19 protein-coding genes and 1 tRNA gene are annotated in these 20,280 nt (G+C 70.1%); 19 read left to right on the top strand and 1 reads right to left on the bottom strand.

Annotated elements, in window-relative coordinates; translation table 11 throughout:
- Window positions 1-9: 9 nt before the first annotated feature.
- Window positions 10-1,476: a hypothetical protein gene (locus tag Z164_RS0111395; protein WP_024890826.1), complete on the bottom strand. Its 1,467-nt coding sequence runs from the start codon at window positions 1,474-1,476 to the stop codon at window positions 10-12.
- A gap of 267 nt (window positions 1,477-1,743) precedes the next feature.
- Between Z164_RS0111395 and Z164_RS0111390 the strand changes: the two genes are divergently transcribed.
- The 19 genes from Z164_RS0111390 (at window position 1,744) to nuoL (ending at window position 20,266) form a co-directional block, all read left to right on the top strand.
- Entirely contained in the window at window positions 1,744-2,586 is an 843-nt protein-coding gene (locus Z164_RS0111390) for a 2OG-Fe(II) oxygenase (protein ID WP_024890825.1), read from the top strand.
- A 185-nt stretch (window positions 2,587-2,771) separates the two neighbouring features.
- Entirely contained in the window at window positions 2,772-3,653 is an 882-nt protein-coding gene (accD, locus tag Z164_RS0111385) for an acetyl-CoA carboxylase, carboxyltransferase subunit beta (protein WP_024890824.1), read from the top strand.
- Window positions 3,650-4,999 (top strand): phosphoglucosamine mutase, encoded by a 1,350-nt coding sequence (glmM, locus tag Z164_RS0111380; protein WP_024890823.1) that lies wholly within the window; start codon window positions 3,650-3,652, stop codon window positions 4,997-4,999. Before accD ends, glmM begins: the two co-directional genes overlap by 4 nt.
- Window positions 5,000-5,025: 26 nt before the next feature.
- Window positions 5,026-5,979 (top strand): isopenicillin N synthase family dioxygenase, encoded by a 954-nt coding sequence (locus tag Z164_RS0111375; RefSeq protein WP_024890822.1) that lies wholly within the window; start codon window positions 5,026-5,028, stop codon window positions 5,977-5,979.
- 323 nt (window positions 5,980-6,302) lie between these two features.
- Window positions 6,303-7,058 carry a triose-phosphate isomerase gene (tpiA, locus tag Z164_RS0111370; protein ID WP_024890821.1) on the top strand — a complete coding sequence of 252 codons (756 nt, stop codon included), beginning with the start codon at window positions 6,303-6,305 and terminating at the stop codon, window positions 7,056-7,058.
- 16 nt (window positions 7,059-7,074) lie between these two features.
- On the top strand, window positions 7,075-7,497 hold the full coding sequence (gene secG / locus Z164_RS0111365) for a preprotein translocase subunit SecG (protein WP_024890820.1): 423 nt from the start codon (window positions 7,075-7,077) through the stop codon (window positions 7,495-7,497).
- A 55-nt stretch (window positions 7,498-7,552) separates the two neighbouring features.
- Window positions 7,553-7,637: transfer RNA gene (locus tag Z164_RS0111360), tRNA-Leu, on the top strand.
- A gap of 404 nt (window positions 7,638-8,041) precedes the next feature.
- Window positions 8,042-8,398: an NADH-quinone oxidoreductase subunit A gene (locus tag Z164_RS0111355; protein ID WP_024890819.1), complete on the top strand. Its 357-nt coding sequence runs from the start codon at window positions 8,042-8,044 to the stop codon at window positions 8,396-8,398.
- Entirely contained in the window at window positions 8,389-8,973 is a 585-nt protein-coding gene (locus Z164_RS0111350; protein WP_024890818.1) for a NuoB/complex I 20 kDa subunit family protein, read from the top strand. The genes Z164_RS0111355 and Z164_RS0111350 overlap by 10 nt, the downstream gene beginning before the upstream one ends.
- The gene (locus Z164_RS0111345; protein ID WP_024890817.1) at window positions 8,970-9,731 is read left to right on the top strand and encodes an NADH-quinone oxidoreductase subunit C; all 762 of its coding nucleotides are present in this window, start codon (window positions 8,970-8,972) and stop codon (window positions 9,729-9,731) included. The genes Z164_RS0111350 and Z164_RS0111345 overlap by 4 nt, the downstream gene beginning before the upstream one ends.
- On the top strand, window positions 9,728-11,035 hold the full coding sequence (locus tag Z164_RS0111340; protein ID WP_024890816.1) for an NADH-quinone oxidoreductase subunit D: 1,308 nt from the start codon (window positions 9,728-9,730) through the stop codon (window positions 11,033-11,035). Before Z164_RS0111345 ends, Z164_RS0111340 begins: the two co-directional genes overlap by 4 nt.
- Before the next feature lie 109 nt (window positions 11,036-11,144).
- Window positions 11,145-11,672 carry an NADH-quinone oxidoreductase subunit NuoE gene (gene nuoE, locus Z164_RS0111335; RefSeq protein WP_024890815.1) on the top strand — a complete coding sequence of 176 codons (528 nt, stop codon included), beginning with the start codon at window positions 11,145-11,147 and terminating at the stop codon, window positions 11,670-11,672.
- An 11-nt stretch (window positions 11,673-11,683) separates the two neighbouring features.
- Window positions 11,684-13,051, top strand: a complete 1,368-nt coding sequence (gene nuoF, locus Z164_RS0111330; RefSeq protein WP_024890814.1) for an NADH-quinone oxidoreductase subunit NuoF — start codon at window positions 11,684-11,686, stop codon at window positions 13,049-13,051.
- A gap of 109 nt (window positions 13,052-13,160) precedes the next feature.
- A complete protein-coding gene (gene nuoG / locus Z164_RS0111325) occupies window positions 13,161-15,389 on the top strand; it encodes an NADH-quinone oxidoreductase subunit NuoG (RefSeq protein WP_024890813.1) in 2,229 nt (742 codons plus the stop codon).
- Window positions 15,386-16,465, top strand: a complete 1,080-nt coding sequence (gene nuoH / locus Z164_RS0111320; protein ID WP_024890812.1) for an NADH-quinone oxidoreductase subunit NuoH — start codon at window positions 15,386-15,388, stop codon at window positions 16,463-16,465. The genes nuoG and nuoH overlap by 4 nt, the downstream gene beginning before the upstream one ends.
- Window positions 16,462-16,950, top strand: a complete 489-nt coding sequence (nuoI, locus tag Z164_RS0111315) for an NADH-quinone oxidoreductase subunit NuoI (RefSeq protein WP_024890811.1) — start codon at window positions 16,462-16,464, stop codon at window positions 16,948-16,950. Before nuoH ends, nuoI begins: the two co-directional genes overlap by 4 nt.
- Before the next feature lie 3 nt (window positions 16,951-16,953).
- A complete protein-coding gene (locus Z164_RS0111310; RefSeq protein WP_024890810.1) occupies window positions 16,954-17,598 on the top strand; it encodes an NADH-quinone oxidoreductase subunit J in 645 nt (214 codons plus the stop codon).
- A 2-nt stretch (window positions 17,599-17,600) separates the two neighbouring features.
- Window positions 17,601-17,918 carry an NADH-quinone oxidoreductase subunit NuoK gene (gene nuoK / locus Z164_RS0111305; protein WP_043689916.1) on the top strand — a complete coding sequence of 106 codons (318 nt, stop codon included), beginning with the start codon at window positions 17,601-17,603 and terminating at the stop codon, window positions 17,916-17,918.
- 239 nt (window positions 17,919-18,157) lie between these two features.
- On the top strand, window positions 18,158-20,266 hold the full coding sequence (gene nuoL / locus Z164_RS0111300) for an NADH-quinone oxidoreductase subunit L (protein ID WP_024890808.1): 2,109 nt from the start codon (window positions 18,158-18,160) through the stop codon (window positions 20,264-20,266).
- Window positions 20,267-20,280 lie beyond the last annotated feature (14 nt).

Below are 20,280 nucleotides of genomic sequence, written 5' to 3'. Positions count from 1 at the left end.
GTCGATCCGTCAGCAGGCCGGGGCGTCTTGCGTCAGACCGCAGGTCCAGCCCTGCCACCAGGTGTCGCTGGCGTCGCGCACGCCGCCGATGTAGTCCACCTGGCGGAAGAACGGGTGCGCGGCCTCCAGGCCCTGGTACGCCGGCACCGCGCGCTCCTGCGGGCCGTTGACGAAGCCGTTGACCAGGCTCGAGGTGCCGACCACGTTGTTGGTCCCGCTCTCGAAGGCTTCCTGGGCGCGGGCGTCCTCGAACGCCACCGGGCAGGAGAAGTGCACCGAGTGGAAGGTGCCGGTGGTATTCGCGTCGCGGATCTCCAGGCAGCGCTCCCCGGAGCCGGTGCCGCCGGCCGCGCGGGTGACCACGCTGTTGTAGAACGAGGCCTGGGTGCCCTGGTTGAGGTGGATCGCCGCACCGCCGCCGGGGCGGCCGACGTAGGTGATGTTGGCCACCCTCGGCTGCGAGTAGGGCTGGCGGTTGATGCTGCTCCACTCGTTCATGCGGTCGCCGCCGCCGGCGCGCTGGATCACGATGCCGAACTGGATGCCGCCGTTCCAGCCGGTGTCGGTATCGATGGAGTCGTCGTCGGCGCCGGTCACCACGAGGTAGCGGGCGTTGAGCGTGCCGCCGAAGATCTCGATGCCGTCGTCGGAGCTGTTGTGGATCTGGAAGTACTCCAGGGTGGTGCCGCTGCCGGCGCCGGCGGCGGTGATGCCCTGCAGCTCGTTGTTGGGCGAGATCTCGAAGCCGGAGTACTTCACCTGCACGTAACGGATCACGCCGCTGCTGTCGCTGGGGGCGTTGCCGCCGTAGAACGCGTTGGTGCCCTCGACCTGGCTCTGGCACTGCGGGGTGCCGGACTGGGTCTCGCCGGGGCAGGCGTTGATCGGCGCTCGGCCGGCGAGGATCAGGCCGCCCCACAGGCCGATGGTGTCGGGGCCGGTCTCGCCCTCGATGTCCTGGCGGGCGGTGAACACGATCGGCGCCTCGGCGGTGCCCTCGGCATGGATCTCGGAGCCGCGGTTGACGATCAGGTAGTCGTTGCCGGACGAGGCGAACACGGTCACGCCCGGCTCGACGGTGAGCACGCCGCGCGGCACCGCGTGCGGGTTGCCGGCGTCGCCGCCCTGGTCCTGGCCGACGTTGACGCTGCCGGAGATCGCGTAGACCGTGCCGTCGCGCCTGGGCACGGTGAGGTTGCCGGTGATCAGCTGCGGCAGGCGGCAGGCGCGCAGGCCGCCGTCGGCGACGGTGCCGATGTCGGTGAAGCCGCTGGGGCAGCCCTCGGCCGGGCCGCCAGACGGCGGCGGGGCCGGGGTGGGCGAGGGGGCCGGGGCGGGCGTCGGCGCCGGCGCCGGGGCCGGCGGGAACGCGCCCTCGCCGGGGCTGGCGACGCGGTCGGCGCCGTTGCCGCAGCCGCTGAGGGCGAGGACCGCGCCGAAGCTCATCAGCAGGGTCCGGTAGTTGTTGGCAGCCATCTGGGATCTCTCCGATCGAGGTTTCGGGGGGGTCGACGCACGCAGGTCAAGCGAGGCCGGGGCGCGTCGGCGCACCGGCATGGAGTTCGCTGGCCCCTGGAGTGAAGTTCGGCTGCCGTTATAGGGGGCGCATGTGACCGGATTCTTGCGATCGCGCGACGCCGTCGACGGGCGCGCGCCACCCGGCGGACGGTGCCGGCGCCTTCGCGACGCGCTACCCTGCGCGCCGGGCGGCGTCGCGGCGCGGCGCCGGAAGCGGGCGAGGCAATGACCACCACGGCGGACATCGACGACTGGATCCTGGCGCGCATCCGCGCCGGGGAATCGCCCGAGCGCGTGGTCGCGCCGCTGCTCGAGCGGGGCTGGGCGGAGCAGGACGCGATCGACGCGGTGGAGGCCGCGATCCGGCGCCATCTGGACCGGCACGCCCGCGAAGCCGGCGTGCCGCCGCCGGTGCGGGTGCCGGCGCCGGTGGCCTGGAACGACACCGCCGCCATCGATGCCGGCGATCGCGAGGTCCAGGTCCTGGCGCACCTGGTCCTTCCGCAGGTCGTGGTGTTCGGCGGCCTGCTCTCCGGCGACGAATGCGATGCGCTGATCGAGCGCGCCCGCGCGCGTCTGCAGCGTTCGCGCACCGTGGACATGCGCACCGGCGGCGACCGGCCGCACCCGGACCGCAGCAGCGAGGGCATGTTCTTCCGCCGCGGCGAGGACGAGACGGTCGCGCGCGTGGAGGCGCGCATCGCGCGGCTGCTCGACTGGCCGCTGGAGAACGGCGAGGGCCTGCAGGTGCTGCGCTACGGCGCGGGCGCCGAGTACAAGCCGCACTACGACTACTTCGACCCGCAGCAGCCCGGCAGCCAGCGCGTGCTGGCGCGCGGCGGCCAGCGCGTGGCGTCGCTGGTGATGTACCTCAACACCCCGGCGCGCGGCGGCGCGACGGTGTTCCCCGATGCGCATTTCGAGGTCGCCGCGGTACGCGGCAACGCGGTGTTCTTCAGCTACGACCGGCCGCACCCGATGACGCGGACCCTGCACGGCGGCGCGCCGGTGCTGGCCGGGGAGAAGTGGATCGCCACCAAATGGCTGCGCGAGCGGCGCTACGACTGACGGCGCGGCCGTCCGGCGCCGCCGGTCGCCGCATTCCGGGCGGCCTTCTTCAATCGAATCAGTGGCTTGCGCGGCCGCCGCCGGCGACCGGCCGGGTCCGGCGTCCTGCTAGACTTGCGCTCTTGCCCCTGGCCGCGGCTCGGCTTTCCGCCGGCGCCGCGCGCCGCCGACAGAGTGAGAACGATTTGAGCTGGCTGAAGAAAGTGATGCCGTCGAGCATCCGCACCGAGCCGGGTACCCAGCGCAAGCGCAGCGTGCCCGAGGGCCTGTGGGAGAAGTGCGAGCGCTGCGGCGCGGTGCTGTACCGACCGGAGCTGGAAGAGAACCTCGAGGTCTGCCCGAAGTGCGACTTCCACCGGCCGATCCGCGCGCGCGTGCGGCTGGCGGCGTTCTTCGACCCGCACTCGACCACCGAGATCGCCGCCGCGCTGTCGCCGGTGGACGTGCTGAAGTTCCGCGACCAGAAGCGCTACGGCGACCGCCTCAAGGCCGCGCAGAAGGCCACCGGCGAGCGCGACGCGCTGGTGGCCATGCAGGGCACGCTCAAGCAGCGCCCGCTGGTGGCCTGCGCGATGGAGTTCGCCTTCATGGGCGGCTCGATGGGCTCGGTCGGCGGCGAGAAGCTGGCGCTGGCCGCCGAGCAGGCGCTGGCCGCGCGCGCGCCGCTGGTCTGCTTCGCCGCCAGCGGCGGCATGCGCATGCAGGAAAGCCTGTTCTCGCTGATGCAGATGGCCAAGACCTCGGCGGCGCTGGGCCGCCTGCGCGCGGCGGGCCTGCCCTACATCTCGGTGCTGACCAACCCCACCTTCGGCGGCGCCTCGGCCTCGTTCGCGATGCTGGGCGACATCAACATCGCCGAGCCGGAGGCGCTGATCGGCTTCGCCGGCCCGCGGGTGATCGAGCAGACCGTGCGCGAGAAGCTGCCCGAGGGCTTCCAGCGCGCCGAGTTCCTGCTCGAGCACGGCGCGATCGACCAGATCTGCGACCGCCGCGAACTGCGCGATCGCATCGCCTCGCTGCTGGCGCTGCTGACCCGGCAGCCGGCGCCGGCCCGGGACGCGGCATGAGCCGGCGCTACTTCGGCACCGACGGCATCCGCGGCCGCGTCGGCGAAGGGCCGATCTCGGCCGACTTCGTGCTGCGCCTGGGCAACGCCTACGGCCACGTCCTGCATGCCGGCGAGGCCGCCTGGCGCAAGCCCTTCGTGGTGATCGGCAAGGACACGCGCATCTCCAACTACATGTTCGAGGCCGCGCTGGAGGCCGGGCTGGTCGCGGCCGGCGTGGACGTGGAGCTGATGGGGCCGATGCCGACCCCGGCGGTGGCGCACCTGACCCGCTCGCTGCGCGCCGACGGCGGCATCGTCATCTCCGCCTCGCACAACCCCCACCACGACAACGGCATCAAGTTCTTCTCCGCCGACGGCGAGAAGCTCGACGACGCCACCGAGCTGGCGATCGAGGCCGCGCTGGACGCGCCGTTCCGCACCGTCGCCTCCGACAAGCTGGGCAGGGCGGTGCGCACGCGCGACGCGGTGGGCCGCTACCTGGAGGCCTGCAAGAATTCGCTGCCGCGCGGCTTCGACCTCCAGGGCCTGCGCATCGCCATGGACTGCGCCAACGGCGCGACCTACCAGATCGGCCCGCTGGTGCTGCGCGAGCTCGGCGCGCGGGTGGACGCCATCGGCATCGAGCCCAACGGCCTCAACATCAACGACGGCGTCGGCTCCACCCACCCGCAGGCGCTGGCCGAGCGCGTGCGCGCCACCGGCGCCGCGCTGGGCATCGCCTTCGACGGCGACGGCGACCGGGTGCTGTTCGTGGCCGACGACGGCCGCGTCGTCGACGGCGACGACCTGCTCTACATCCTCGCGCTGGACTGGCGGGCCAGCGGCCGCCTGCAGGGGCCGGTGGTCGGCACCCTGATGACCAACTACGGGCTGGAGCAGGCGCTGGAGCGGCACGGCATCGGCTTCGTCCGCGCCCGCGTCGGCGACCGCTACGTGCACCAGGCGCTGATCGAGCACGGCGGCGTGCTCGGCGGCGAGGCCTCCGGCCACCTGCTGTGCCTGGACCGCGCCAGCACCGGCGACGGCATCGTCAGCGCGCTGCAGGTGCTGGAAGTGCTGCAGCGGCGCGGGATCGGCCTGCACGAGGCGCTGGCGGGCCTGCACCGCTACCCGCAGCGGACCGTCAACGTGCGCTACGCCAACGGCGCGCGCCCGGCCGAGGCGCCGGCGGTGCAGGCGGCGCTGTCGCGCGCGCAGGCGGCCGTCGCCGGCCGCGGCCGCGCCTTCCTGCGCCCCTCGGGCACCGAACCGGTGGTGCGCGTCACCGTCGAGGCCGACGACGCCGCCCTGATGCAGTCCACCCTCGACTCCCTGGCTGACGCCGTGCGCGCGGCGGCCGCCTGATCCCGCCGACCGTCCCGGTGACCGCCATGACCTCCCGTATCCCGACCCTCGACATCCGCCGCTTCACCGATCCGGCCAGCCCCGCCGACCGCGACGCCTTCGTCGCCGAGCTGGGCGCGGCCTACCGCGAATGGGGCTTCGCCGGCATCAACGGCCACGGCATCCCGCAGGCGGAGATCGACGCCGCCTACGACGCGTTCAAGGCGTTCTTCGCGCTGCCCGAGGAGGTCAAGCGCAAGTACCACGTGCCCGGCGGCGGCGGCGCGCGCGGCTACACGCCGTTCGGCATCGAGACCGCCAAGGGCGCCCAGCACTACGACCTCAAGGAGTTCTGGCACATCGGCCGCGAGATCCCGGACGACTCGAAGTACCGCGACGTGATGCCGCCCAACCTGTGGCCCGATGAGGTCCCCGGGTTCCGCGAGCACGGCTACGGGCTCTACCAGGCGCTCGACGCCCTGGGCTCGAAGGTGCTGTCGGCGCTGGCGCTGCACATCGGCCTGCCGGAGGACTGGTTCGCCGACAAGACCGACTCCGGCAACTCGATCCTGCGCCCGATCCACTACCCGCCGATCACGACCCCCGACATCCCCAACGTGCGCGCCGGCGCCCACGAGGACATCAACCTGATCACCCTGCTGGTCGGCGCCAGCGCCGCCGGGCTGGAGGTGCTGTCGAAGAAGGGCGAGTGGGTGCCGTTCACCTCCGATGCCGACACCATCGTGGTCAACATCGGCGACATGCTGCAGCGGCTGACCAACCACGTGTATCCCTCCACCACCCACCGGGTGGTCAACCCGCCGGAGGCGGAGGCGCGCAAGCCGCGCTACTCGGTGCCGTTCTTCCTGCATCCCAACCCCGACTTCGTCATCGACGTGCTGCCGTCCACGGTCACCGCCGACAACCCCAGCCGCTATCCCGAGCCGATCACCGCCCAGGGCTACCTGGAAGAGCGGCTGCGCGAGATCAAGCTGCGCTAGCGCTGGCGGGCCCCGGGACGTATCGGCATTCCGCGCGGAAAGGCGATCCTTCTCCGCAGGCGGGGCCAAGCTGTTTTTCCCTTCCCCCGCAAGCGGGGGCCATCCTGTTTTTCCTTCCCCCGCAAGCGGGGGAAGGTGCCGAAGGCGGATGGGGACACGCCGCAGGCGCGCAGAGCGGCCCTCATCCGGCGCTCTTGCGGGAGAAGGGACGAGCGCGATGCGGCGGGGCGGGGGCGGCACCGGGGCAGGCCTGCGGGCCGCGCGCTACCCCTGCCGCACGGCAGGGCCTAGAATCGGCGCCCCCGACCCATTCGAGGATCGCCATGCGTCCACGCATCGTCGCCGGCAACTGGAAGCTGCACGGCAGCAGGCAGTTCGCCTCCGAACTGGTCTCGCGCATCGCGGAATCGCTGCCGATCGACGGCGTGGAGGTGGTGATCCTGCCGCCGCTGCCCTACCTGGGCGACCTGGTGGAGGATTTCGAGGGGCGCCCGCTGCAGTTCGGCGCGCAGGACGTGAGCAGCAACCAGGAGGGCGCCTACACCGGCGAGGTCTCGGCGAAGATGCTGGTCGACGTCGGCGCCCGCTTCGGCCTGGTCGGCCACTCCGAGCGCCGCCAGTACCACAACGAGAGCAGCGAACACGTCGCGCGCAAGTTCCTGGCCGCGGTCAACGCCGGCCTGCGGCCGATCCTGTGCGTGGGCGAGTCGCTGCAGCAGCGCGAGGCCGGCCGGACCGAGGACACCATCGCCTCGCAGCTGCGCCCGGTGCTGGACCTGGTGACCGCGGCCGCCTTCGCCGACGCGGTGGTCGCCTACGAGCCGGTCTGGGCGATCGGCACCGGCCGCACCGCCACCCCGGAACAGGCCCAGGCGGTGCACGCCTTCATCCGTAGCGAGGTCGCGGCCCGGGATGCTAAAATCGCCGATTCGCTGCCGATCCTGTACGGCGGCAGCGTGAAGCCCGCCAACGCGGCCGAGCTGTTCTCGCAGCCCGACGTGGACGGCGGCCTGATCGGGGGCGCCTCGCTGGTGGCCTCCGACTTCCTCGCCATCGCCGCGGCCGCCGCGGCGAACTGAACCGGTCCCGAATGCGATGCTGCTCCTGGTCCTGAACGTGCTCTTCGTCCTGATCGCGATCGCCATGATCGCGCTGATCCTCATGCAGCGCGGCGCCGGCGCGCAGGCCGGCTCCGGCTTCGGCGGCGGCGCCTCCGCCACCGTGTTCGGCGCGCGCGGCTCGTCCAACTTCCTGTCCAAGGCCACCAAGTGGCTGGCGATCAGCTTCTTCGCGATCACCTTGTTCATGGCCTGGTACGCGACCCGCCAGGCGCAGCCGGTGGTGCAGCAGGATCTCGGGGTGATGTCGTCGGTGCCGCAGGCCCCGGCCGCGCCGTCGGAGGGGGCGGTGCCGCAGGCGCCCGCGCCGACCGGCAGCCAGGCCGTGCCGGCGCCGCCGCAGCAGCAGGCGCCCGTGCAGCAGCCGCAACCGGCCCCGGCTCCGCAAAACGAGCAATAAGCGCTTACAATGCGCACCCGCCGCGGCGACCGCCGGCGCTGCGGGAGACATCCAGGCCCAGGTGGCGGAATTGGTAGACGCACTACCTTGAGGTGGTAGCGACGAGAGTCGTAGGGGTTCGAGTCCCCTCTTGGGCACCAGCACCTTCGGCGGCGCGAGCCGTCGAACGAGATCACCCCGCCGCGGCGGGGTTTTTTCGTTGCGTGCGCCGTCGCAGCCGCGGCCGCGCGTGAAGCGCGCGTGAGCCGATGCGCGACGCGAATGCGACGCGTCCGCGGACATGTGGAGAAGCCCGATAAATCGTTTACTCCCCAGTTCACGAAACGGTACAATTGCGCTGTTTCGAGCGTGGCCTGCGACATCCGTCGCGGCCACCGCGGGCAGCCCCGCCGGAACACGTCCTTCGGGGCGGGCAGGGCGGAGCGACCCGGATATGTCGGACTCCCTGCGCAAACGACGCGCGAGCGCCCGGCGCTTCGCGTGGAAGGCGCGCGAGCGCCGAGCAACGGCCGCCGCTGGCGGCAAGTAGCCGAGAGAACATCACGTGCTGGCCGAATACCTGCCGACCCTGTTGTTCCTGATCGTTGCCACCGGCATCGGCATCGCCCTGCTGATCGTCGGCAACGTCCTGGGACCCAAGCGCCCCACCGCGGAGAAGCTCTCGCCCTACGAGTGCGGCTTCAACGCGTTCGAGGACGCGCGCATGCGGTTCGACGTGCGCTACTACCTCATCGCCATCCAGTTCATCATCTTCGACCTGGAGATCATCTTCATCGTGCCCTGGGCCACCGTGTTCCGCGACCTGGGCGTCGTCGGCCTGGTCGAGATGGCCATCTTCGCCGGCATGCTCTTGCTCGGCTTCATCTACGTGTGGAAGAAGGGAGCGCTGGAATGGGAGTGATCCAGGCCATCCAGAAGGTCGCCGACGTCGCCAGCAATCCGCTGCCCGAAGGTCGCGTCGACGACATCCTGCGCCCGCAGGGCGACAACCCGCTGCTCGAGCGCGGCTTCGTCACCACCAGCTCCGACATCCTGCTCAACTGGGCGCGCACCGGCTCGATGTGGCCGATGACCTTCGGCCTGGCCTGCTGCGCGGTGGAGATGATGCACGCCGGCGCCGCGCGCCTGGACCTGGACCGCTACGGCGTGGTGTTCCGCCCGTCGCCGCGCCAGTCCGACGTGATGATCGTGGCCGGCACCCTGGTCAACAAGATGGCGCCGGCGCTGCGCAAGGTCTACGACCAGATGCCCGATCCCAAGTGGGTCATCTCGATGGGCAGCTGCGCCAACGGCGGCGGCTACTACCACTACTCCTACTCGGTGGTGCGCGGCTGCGACCGCATCGTGCCGGTCGACATCTACGTCCCCGGCTGCCCGCCCACCGCCGAGGCGCTGGTCTACGGGATCCTGCAGCTGCAGCGCAAGATCCGCCGCGCCAGCAACTTCGGCGAGCAGAAGACGGGGATGCGCGGATGAACGAGACCGTGGACGCCTTCGTCGCCAGGCTGCGCGAGCGCTTCCCGGCCGCCGAAGTGGCGGTGTCCGAGCCGCGCGGCGAGGTCGGCATCGTGTTTTCCGCCGATGACTACCTGGCCGGCTGCATCGCGCTGCGCGACGAATTCGGCTTCGAGTCGCTGATCGATCTGTGCGGGGTGGACTACCTCGGCTACGGCAGCGACGAATGGGACACCGAGGTGTCCTCCGAAGGCTTCAGCCGCGGCGTCGAGGGGCGCGGCCCCGGGCGCTTCCGCTACGGCGAGTCGCCCAGCCGCCAGCTCGACGAGCCGGAGGGCGAGGGCGCGCTGGAGCGGCCCGAGCAGCGGTTCGCCTCGGTGGCGCAACTGCTGTCGATCGAGCACAACCGCCGCCTGCGGGTGACCGTGCGCGCCGCCGACGACGCGTTGCCGATCGTGGATTCGGTGACCCCGGTGTGGCCGGGCGCGAACTGGTTCGAGCGCGAGGCGTTCGACCTGTTCGGCATCGTCTACCGCGGCCACCCGGACCTGCGCCGGATCCTCACCGACTACGGGTTCGTCGGCCACCCCTTCCGCAAGGACTTCCCGCTGATCGGCAACGTCGAGGTCCGCTACGACGCGGAGAAGAAGCGCGTGGTCTACGAGCCGGTGACCTCGGTCGAGCCGCGCGTGGGCGTGCCGCGCGTGGTGCGCAACGACGCGCGCTACGCCACCGCCGCCGGCGAGTCGCAGGCGCGCAAGGCGGAGATCCGGAAATGAGCACCGTGCACCAGGCCAGCGAGGGCTTCGCGAGCAGCCCGTCGGAACTCCGCCAGGAGATCCGCAACTACACCATGAACTTCGGCCCGCAGCACCCGGCCGCGCACGGCGTGCTGCGCCTGATCCTGGAGATGGACGGCGAGACCGTGGTCCGCGCCGACCCGCACGTCGGCCTGCTGCACCGCGGGACCGAGAAGCTGGCCGAATCCAAGCCCTTCAACCAGTCGATCGGCTACATGGACCGGCTGGACTACGTGTCGATGATGTGCAACGAGCACGCCTACGTGCTCGCGATCGAGACCCTGCTGGGGATCGAGGCGCCGGAGCGGGCGCAGTGGATCCGCACGATGTTCGACGAGATCACGCGGATCCTGAACCACCTCATGTGGATCGGCTCCAACGCGCTCGACCTGGGCGCGATGGCGGTGATGCTCTACGCCTTCCGCGAGCGCGAGGAGCTGATGGACGTCTATGAGGCGGTCAGCGGCGCGCGCATGCACGCGGCCTACTACCGGCCCGGCGGCGTCTACCGCGACCTGCCCGATCGCATGCCGCAGTACCGCGAGTCGCCGTGGCGCAAGGGCGAGAAGCTCAAGCGCTTCAACGCCTGGCGCGAGGGGTCGATGCTGGACTACCTCGAGCACTTCGCGCGCGAGTTCCCCAAGCGCGTGGACGAGTACGAGACCCTGCTCACCGACAACCGCATCTGGAAGCAGCGCACCGTCGGCATCGGCGTGGTCAGCCCGGAGCTGGCCAAGGCCTGGGGCATGAGCGGCCCGATGCTGCGCGGCTCGGGCGTGGCCTGGGACCTGCGCAAGAAGCAGCCCTACGCCAAGTACGCCGAGGTCGATTTCGACATCGCCGTGGGCGTGGAGGGCGACTGCTACGACCGCTACCTGGTACGCGTGGCCGAGATGCGCCAGTCCGCGCGGATCATCGCGCAGTGCGTGGCCTGGCTGAAGGCCAACCCGGGCCCGGTGATGGTGGACAACTACAAGGTCGCGCCGCCCTCCCGCGAGGAGATGAAGGACGACATGGAAGCGCTGATCCACCACTTCAAGCTGTTCTCGGAGGGCTACTCGGTCCCGGCCGGCGAGACCTACCGCGCGGTCGAGGCGCCCAAGGGCGAGTTCGGCTGCTACCTGGTCTCCGACGGCGCCAACAAGCCCTTCCGCGTCCACCTGCGCGCGCCCGGCTTCGCCCACCTGTCGTCGATGGACGCGGTGGTGAAGGGGCACATGCTGGCCGACGTGGTCGCGATGATCGGCACCTACGACGTCGTGTTCGGCGAGATCGATCGATGAACAGGGAACAGGGGGCAGAGGCCAGAGGGCAGGGAGGCGCCTTCGTATCGCGGCCCTCCGTTCTTCCCTGGCCTCTGGCCTCTGGCCTCCGGCCCCGGCGAGTACAAGCATGAAAGCAACCGGCAACTTCGAAAACGCGCGCAACGTCGATCCGATGGTGGTGCTGAGCGACCAGACGCGCGCGCACATCGACCACTGGCTGACCAAGTTCCCGCCCGACCGCAAGCGATCGGCGGTGCTGCAGGGCCTGCACGCGGCGCAGGAGCAGAACGGCGGCTGGCTCTCCGACGAGCTGATCGCCGCGGTCGCCAAGTACCTCGACCTGCCGCCGGTCTGGGCCTACGAGGTGGCGACGTTCTATTCGATGTTCGAGACCGAGAAGGTCGGCCGCAACAACGTCGCCTTCTGCACCAACATCAGCTGCTGGCTCAACGGCGCCGAGGAGCTGGTCGCGCACGCGGAGAAGAAGCTCGGCTGCAAGCTCGGCGAATCCACCGCCGACGGCCGGGTCTACCTCAAGCGCGAGGAGGAGTGCGTGGCCGCCTGCTGCGGCGCGCCGGTCGTCGTGATCAATGGCCATTACCACGAGAAGCTCTCGCCCGAGAAGGTCGACGAGCTGCTCGACGGATTGAAGTGAGGCGACGCGAGATGGCGCATCACCACCCCAAGGTTTCCGAAGGCTACGGCCCGGTCGGTCCGGCGCCGCAGGCGCACCAGGCCGTCTACACGACGCTGCACTTCGACAAGCCCTGGTCCTACGAGAACTACCTCAAGACCGGCGGCTACCAGGCGCTGCGCCGGATCCTGACCGAGAAGATCCCGCCCGCCGACGTGATCGAGATGGTCAAGCAGTCCGGCCTGCGCGGGCGCGGCGGCGCGGGCTTCCCGACCGGCCTGAAGTGGAGCTTCATGCCCAAGGGCGACATGCAGAAGTACATCCTCTGCAACTCCGACGAATCCGAGCCGGGCACCGCCAAGGACCGCGACATCCTGCGCTACAACCCGCACGCGGTCATCGAGGGCATGGCGATCGCCTGCTACGCGACCGGCTCGAGCGTGGGCTACAACTACCTCAGAGGCGAATTCCACCACGAGCCGTTCGAGCACCTCGAGGAAGCCACCGCCGAGGCCTACGCCAACGGCTGGCTGGGCAAGAACATCCTCGGTTCCGGGATCGACATCGACATCTACAACGCGCTCGGCGCCGGCGCCTACATCTGCGGCGAGGAAACCGCGCTGATGGAATCGCTGGAAGGCAAGAAGGGCCAGCCGCGCTTCAAGCCGCCGTTCCCGGCTAACTTCGGCCTGTACGGCAAGCCGACCACCATCAACAACACCGAGACCTACGCCTCGGTGCCTGCGATCGTGCGCAACGGCCCCGAGTGGTTCATGAGCCTCGGCAAGCCCAACAACGGCGGCTGCAAGATCTTCTCGGTCTCCGGCCACGTCGCCCGCCCGGGCAACCACGAGATCCGCCTCGGCACGCCGTTCGCGGAGCTGCTGGACCTGTGCGGCGGCATCCGCAACGGCAACCGCATCAAGGCGGTGATCCCGGGCGGCTCCTCGATGCCGGTGCTGCCCGGCGAGGTGATGATGGGCCTGACGATGGACTACGACGCGATCCAGAAGGCCGGCTCGGGCCTCGGTTCGGGCGCGGTGATCGTCATGGACCACACCACCTGCATGGTGCGCGCCTGCCAGCGCATCGCCCGTTTCTACTACAAGGAGTCCTGCGGCCAGTGCACGCCGTGCCGCGAGGGCACCGGCTGGATGTACCGCATGCTGACCCGCATCGTCGAGGGCAAGGCGACGCTGCAGGACCTGGAGATGCTGCGCGCCGCCGCCGGCCAGATCGAAGGCCACACCATCTGCGCCTTCGGCGAGGCCGCCGCCTGGCCGGTGCAGGGCTTCCTGCGCCATTTCTGGGACGAGTTCGAATACGCGATCGTCAACAAGCGCTTCCTGGTCGACGACGAGCGCAACGGCACCGTGGTGCCGAAGGCGGTGGCGGCATGAACGCGATGCAGCAGAGGCCAGGGACCAGAGGCCAGAGGCCGGAGATCGCCGTGCCGGTGCGTTTTTCCCTGGTCCCTGGCCTCCGGCCCCTGATCCCTGGAGCGCAGCCATGAGCGCGCAGCCCGTCAACCCGAACCTGCCGCCCGACCACGTCACCGTCTTCATCGACGGCGTCGAGCTGGCCGCGCCCAAGGGCTCGATGATCATCCAGGCCGCCGACAAGGCCGGCATTCCGATCCCGCGCTTCTGCTACCACGACAAGCTGGCCATCGCGGCGAACTGCCGCATGTGCCTGGTCGAGGTGGAGAAGATGCCCAAGCCGGCGCCGGCCTGCGCCACGCCGGTGATGGACGGCATGCAGGTGCGCACGCGCGGCGACAAGGCGCTGAAGTCGCAGCGCAACGTGATGGAATTCCTGCTGATCAACCATCCGCTCGACTGCCCGATCTGCGACCAGGGCGGCGAGTGCGAGCTGCAGGATCTGTCGCTGGGCTATGGCCGCTCGGTCAGCCGCTTCGCCGAGCGCAAGCGCGTGGTGCCCGACGAGGATCTCGGCCCGCTGGTGGCCACCGAGATGACGCGCTGCATCCAGTGCACGCGCTGCATCCGCTTCACCGCCGAGATCGCCGGCACCTACGAGCTGGGCGGCATGCAGCGCGGCGAGAACCTGCAGATCGGCACCTACGACGGCAAGCCGCTGACCACGGAGCTTTCGGGCAACGTGATCGACGTGTGCCCGGTCGGCGCGCTGACCAACAAGGTGTTCCGCTTCCGCGCGCGGCCGTGGGAGCTGATCGCCAAGGAGTCGCTGGGCTACCACGACGCCCTGGGCAGCAACCTGTTCGTGCACGTGCGCCGCGGCGAGGTGCTGCGCACGGTGCCGCGCGACAACGACGCGGTCAACGAATGCTGGCTGTCGGACCGCGACCGCTACTCGCACCAGGGCCTGGGCGCCGAGGATCGCGCCACCCGGCCGCTGCTGCGCGACGGCGACGCCTGGCGCGAGGCCGGCTGGGACGAGGCGCTGGCGCGCGCCGCGCAGATCCTGCGCGACAACGCCGCCGACGATCTGGGCATGCTGGTGCACCCGGCGACCTCGAACGAGGAGGGCGCGCTGCTCGCGCGCCTGGCCGAGGGCCTGGGCACCGGCAACCTCGACCACCGCATCGGCCAGCGCGACCTGTCCGGCGACGCCGTCGCCGCGCCGTTCGGCCTGCCGGTGGGGGAGATCGACCGTGCCGGCACCATCGTCATCGTCGGCTCCAACCTGCGCCACGAAGTGCCGCTGCTGCACCATCGGGTGCGTCAGGCCTGGCGGCGCGGCGCCAAGGTGCACGTGGTCAACCCGGTCGATTTCGACTTCACCTTCGACGTCGCGTCCAGGGCGATCGTGCCGCCGTCGGCGATCGCCGCGACGCTGGGCGGGGCCGAGCTGGCCGCCGCGGTCGGCGAGGCCGACCGCATGGTGGTGATCGTCGGCGCGCTGGCGGAGTCCGGCGCCCACGCCGGCGCGATCCGCGAGGCCGCCGCGGCGTTCGCCTCCGCGCACGGCGCCGCGCTGTGCCGGATCCCGCAGGGCGCCAACGCGCTGGGCCTGGCCCGCTACGGCGTGCTGCCGGCCTCGCGCGACGCCCAGGCGATGCTGGCCGACCGCCGCTCGGCCTACGTGCTGTACGGCATCGAGCCCGGCCTGGACTTCGCCGACCAGGCGCTGGCGATGCAGGCGCTGGCCGGCGCGCAGGTCGTCGCCTTCAGCCAGTTCGCCTGCGCCTCCACGCGCGCGGTGGCCGACGTGATCCTGCCGATCGGCGCGCTGCCGGAGATCGACGCGACCCTGACCAATCTGGAGGGCCGCGAGCAGCGCGCCGTGGCCGCCGGCCGCCTGCCGGGCGAGGCGCGCGCCGGCTGGCGCGTGCTGCGCGCGCTGGGCGCGCAGCTGGGCCTGGAGGGCTTCGGCTTCACCGAGCTGGCGCAGCTGCGCGCCGGGCTCGCGCCGCGCGAGGTCGCCGTGCGCGGCGGCCAGGCGCCGCAGGCGGGCGAGGGCATCGAGCTCGCGGTCGCGCCGGCGATCTACCGCAGCGATGCGGTGGTGCGGCGCGCGCCGGCGCTGCAGGCGCATCCGCTGACCCTGGGGCCGCGCATCGCGCTGCATCCGGACGACGCGGCCGCCCTGGGCCTGGCCGACGGGGCCATGGCCAAGGTCTCCAACCATGCCGGCACCGCCACGCTGCAGGTGACGGCGAGCGCTCAGGTCGCGCGCGGCGCGGCCTTCGTCGAAAGCGGCTACGGCGCCACCGCGGCGCTGGCGGCCGGGAACGTACAGGTGGTGCCGGCATGACGACGGCCGAATTGCTCGAACAGGTGGTCGGGCCGCTGCGGGACGCGTTGTTCTCGTTCGGCGCCGTCGGCGTGGTGCTGTGGATCGTGCTCAAGATCCTCGCCATCGCCATGCCGGTGATCATCGCGGTCGCCTTCTACGTGGTGTGGGAGCGCAAGCTGATCGGCTGGATGCACGTGCGCCACGGGCCGATGTACGTCGGCCTGGGCGTGTTCCAGGCCTTCGCCGACGTCTTCAAGCTGCTGTTCAAGGAGGTCATCCAGCCGGCCAACGCGCAGCGCGCGCTGTACGTGCTGGCGCCGCTGATCACCCTGGCCCCGGCGTTCGCGGCCTGGGCGGTGGTGCCGTTCGACGCGCGGCTGGTGCTGTCCAACGCCAACGCCGGCCTGCTGTACCTGCTGGCGATGACCTCGCTGGGCGTCTACGGCATCATCCTCGCCGGCTGGGCCTCGAACTCGAAGTACGCCTTCCTCGGCGCGATGCGTTCGGCCGCGCAGGTGGTCAGCTACGAGATCGCGATGGGCTTCTCGCTGGTCGGCGTGCTGATCGCCGCCGGCAGCCTGAACCTGACCGACATCGTGATGGCGCAGGCCGGCGACGGCGGTTTCCTGAGCTGGTTCTGGCTGCCGCTGCTGCCGCTGTTCGTGATCTACTTCGTCTCCGGCGTGGCCGAGACCAACCGCGCGCCGTTCGACGTGGTCGAGGGCGAGTCGGAGATCGTGGCCGGCCACATGGTGGAGTACTCGGGTTCGGCGTTCGCGCTGTTCTTCCTGGCCGAGTACGCCAACATGATCCTGGTGAGCTTCCTCACCTCGCTGTTCTTCCTCGGCGGCTGGCTGTCGCCGTTCCACGGCTGGGGCATCCCGTTCCTGTCGGTGGACGGCTGGTGGTGGCTGTTCGCCAAGGTGTTCTTCTTCGCCAGCTGCTTCGTCTGGTTCCGCGCCTCGTTCCCGCGCTACCGCTACGACCAGATCATGCGCCTGGGCTGGAAGGTCTTCATTCCGATCAGCATCGGCTGGATCGTGGTCACCGCGCTGATGGCCTATTTCGGCGTGCTGGAGGGCGTGCAGCGATGAACCGCATCGTCAACTGGTTCCGCAGCCTGCTGCTGTGGGAGCTCCTGGGCGGCCTGGCCCTGACCTTCAGGTACCTGTGGCGCGACAAGTACACGCTGATGTACCCGATGGAGAAGCTGCCGCAGTCGCCGCGCTTCCGCGGCCTGCACGCGCTGCGCCGCTATCCCAACGGCGAGGAGCGCTGCATCGCCTGCAAGCTGTGCGAGGCGGTCTGCCCGGCGCTGGCGATCACCATCGACTCCACCCAGCGCGAGGACGGCACCCGCCGCACCACGCGTTACGACATCGATCTGTTCAAGTGCATCTACTGCGGGTTCTGCGAGGAATCCTGCCCGGTCGACTCGATCGTCGAGACGCACATCCACGAGTACCACTTCGAGAACCGCGGCGAGAACATCGTGACCAAGCCCCAGTTGCTCGCGCTGGGCGACCGCCTCGAGGCGGAGATCGCCGAACGTCGTGCCGCCGACGCCGCCTACAGGTAAGCCATGGATTTCATTCTGCCCGCCTTCCTGGTCTTCGCCGCGATCACCGTGATGTCCGCGGTGGCGGTGATCAGCGTGCGCAACCCGGTGCACGCCGCCCTGTTCCTGGTGCTCACCTTCTTCACCGTCGCCTGCACCTGGATCCTGGCCGGCGCCGAATTCCTCGGCGTGGCCCTGATCCTGGTCTACGTGGGCGCGGTGATGGTGCTGTTCCTGTTCGTGGTGATGATGCTCGACGTCGATGTCGCCGCGATGCGCGAAGGCTACGTGCGCTACCTGCCCGTGGGCCTGCTGGTGGCCGTGGTGATGCTGGCCGAGATGCTGACGCTGATCGGCATCGGCGCGCGCGGCACGCCGTTCGGCGCCGATCCGGCCGAGGCGGCGGGCCTGAGCAACACCGCCTGGGTGGCGCATACGCTGTTCCGCGACTACCTGTTGCCGTTCGAGATCGCGGCGCTGATCCTGACCGTGGCGGTGGTCGCGGCGGTGATGCTGACCCTGCGCGTGCGCGTGGGGGCCAAGCACCAGAATCCGGGCCGGCAGGCGGCGGTGAAGGCGCGCGACCGCGTCCGCATCGTGGCCATGCCGGCCGAGCAGCCGGCGCGGCGCGACGCCGCGGAGCCGCCGGCCGAGGAGGGCAAGGCATGAGCATGTTCGGAGAGGGGCTGGCGCTCGGGCACTACCTGGCGCTGGGGGCGGTGCTGTTCTGCATCAGCGTGGCCGGCATCTTCCTGAACCGGAAGAACGTGATCGTGCTGCTGATGTCGATCGAGCTGATGCTGCTGGCGGTGAACGTCAACTTCATCGCCTTCTCCCGCCATTTCGGCGACGCGACCGGTCAGGTGTTCGTGTTCTTCATCCTGACCGTGGCCGCGGCCGAGGCGGCGATCGGCCTGGCGATCCTGGTCACGCTGTTCCGCAACCGGCGCACGATCAACGTCGCCGACATCGACACGCTCAAGGGCTGACGGACGATGAGGCTGGTGTTTAGAGAATCCGAGGCTCGGCAGCAGAGTGGCGGGACTCGGGACTCGGGACTCGGGACTCGCAAGGGCAGGCGCCAGCGACTTCGGTGGGAGCCTGACAGGGAATCCGCTTTCGCGCCCATCGCACAGCTGCAGCTCCTTCGCCGCGACAGGAACCGGGCTTTTCCGAGTCCCGAGTCCCGAGTCCCGAGTCCCGGCTCCAATTCTTCAGGTCCCACTCCATGATCTCCACTTCCCACCTGCTGATCATCGTGCTGGCGCCGCTGCTGGGCTCGATCGTGGCCGGCCTGTTCGGCCGTCAGGTCGGCCGCGCCGGCGCGCACAGCGTGACGATCCTGGGCGTGGCGGCGAGCTGCGCGCTGTCGTGCTATGTGCTCTGGCAACTGCTGCAGGGTGCCGCGCCGTACAACGAGAACGTCTACACCTTCTTCGAGGTGGGCGGCTATTCGGCGCACGTGGGCTTCATGATCGATCGCCTGACCGCGATGATGATGGTGGTCGTCACCTTCGTCTCGCTGCTGGTGCACGTCTACACCATCGGCTACATGGCCGAGGACCCCGGCTACCAGCGCTTCTTCAGCTACATCTCGCTGTTCACCTTCTCCATGCTCATGCTGGTCATGGGCAACAACTTCCTGCAGCTGTTCTTCGGCTGGGAGGCGGTGGGCCTGGTGTCCTACCTGCTGATCGGCTTCTGGTTCAAGAAGCCGACCGCGGTGTTCGCCAACATGAAGGCGTTCCTGGTCAACCGCGTCGGCGACTTCGGCTTCCTGCTGGGCATCGCCGGCGTGATGTACTGGTTCGGCACGCTCGACTACGCCACCGTGTTCGCCAACGCGACCGACCGCATCGGCGGCGGCCAGGTGGTCGAGATCTTCGCCGGCCATCCGTGGTCGGTGGCCACGCTGATCTGCATCTGCCTGTTCATCGGCGCGATGGGCAAGTCCGCGCAGGTGCCGCTGCACGTCTGGCTGCCGGACTCGATGGAAGGCCCGACTCCGATCTCGGCGCTGATCCACGCCGCGACGATGGTCACCGCGGGCATCTTCATGGTGGCGCGCATGTCGCCGCTGTTCGAACTCAGCGACACCGCGCTGGCCTTCATCCTGTTCATCGGCGCCACCACCGCGTTCTTCACCGGCCTGATCGGCATCGTGCAGAACGACATCAAGCGCGTGGTGGCGTACTCCACGCTGTCGCAGCTGGGCTACATGACCGTGGCGCTGGGCGTGTCGGCGTACTCGGCCGCGGTGTTCCACCTGATGACCCACGCCTTCTTCAAGGCGCTGCTGTTCCTGGCCGCGGGCTCGGTGATCATCGGCATGCACCACGAGCAGGACATGCGCAAGATGGGCGGCCTGCGCAAGTACATGCCGGTGACCTTTTGGACCAGCGTGATCGGCACCCTGGCGCTGATCGGCACGCCGTTCCTGTCCGGCTTCTATTCCAAGGACACCATCATCGAGGCCGCCGGCCACGCCGCCGAGCGCATGGGCTGGATCGGCCAGTACGGCTACTGGGCGGTGCTGCTGGGCGCCTTCGTGACCAGTTTCTACAGCTTCCGGCTGCTGTACCTGACCTTCTTCGGCGAGGAGCGCTTCCGCCACGCCGCGCCGTCGCACGCGCACGCCGCCCACGACGCGCACGGCCAGGAGACCCATGCCGAGCCGCTGGACGGCGACGCCCACCACGGCGATCACGGCCATGGCCACCATGCCCACGAACCGCACGAATCGCCTTGGGTGGTGACCCTGCCGCTGATCCTGCTGGCGATTCCGTCGATCGCCATCGGCTTCCTGACCGCCGGCCCGATGCTGTTCGGCACCGACTGGAGCGGCCACCACGAGCGCATGCCGTTCTTCTTCGGCGCGATCGACCTCGCCGCCGCGCGCGACACCGTGCTCGCGCTCAAGGGCGAGCTGTGGCACGGCCCGGTCGCCTATGCGCTGCACGGCTTCAAGGTGCCCGCGTTCTGGCTGACCTTCGCCGGCTTCCTGCTGGCCACGCTGATGTACCTGTGGCGGACCGACCTGCCGGCCAAGGCCGCGCGCGTCTTCGCGCTGCCGATCCGCGTGCTGGAGAAGAAGTACTGGGCCGACGACCTGTGGATCGAAGGCTTCGCCGGCGGCGGCCTGCTGCTGGGCCGCATCTCGCGGCGCAACGACGAGAAGGTCATCGACGGCCTGTTCGTCAACGGCGCCGCGCGCGTGGTCGACCTCGTCGCCAGCGTCTCGCGCAGGCTGCAGTCCGGCTATCTCTACCACTACGCCTTCGCGATGATCCTCGGCCTGATCGCTCTGCTGGCCGTGCTGATCTTCCATTGGCGCTGACGGAACTCACGGAA

Source organism: Luteimonas huabeiensis HB2 (assembly GCF_000559025.1).
GTDB lineage: Bacteria > Pseudomonadota > Gammaproteobacteria > Xanthomonadales > Xanthomonadaceae > Luteimonas > Luteimonas huabeiensis.
This window is presented reverse-complemented; position numbering and strand designations above follow the sequence as displayed.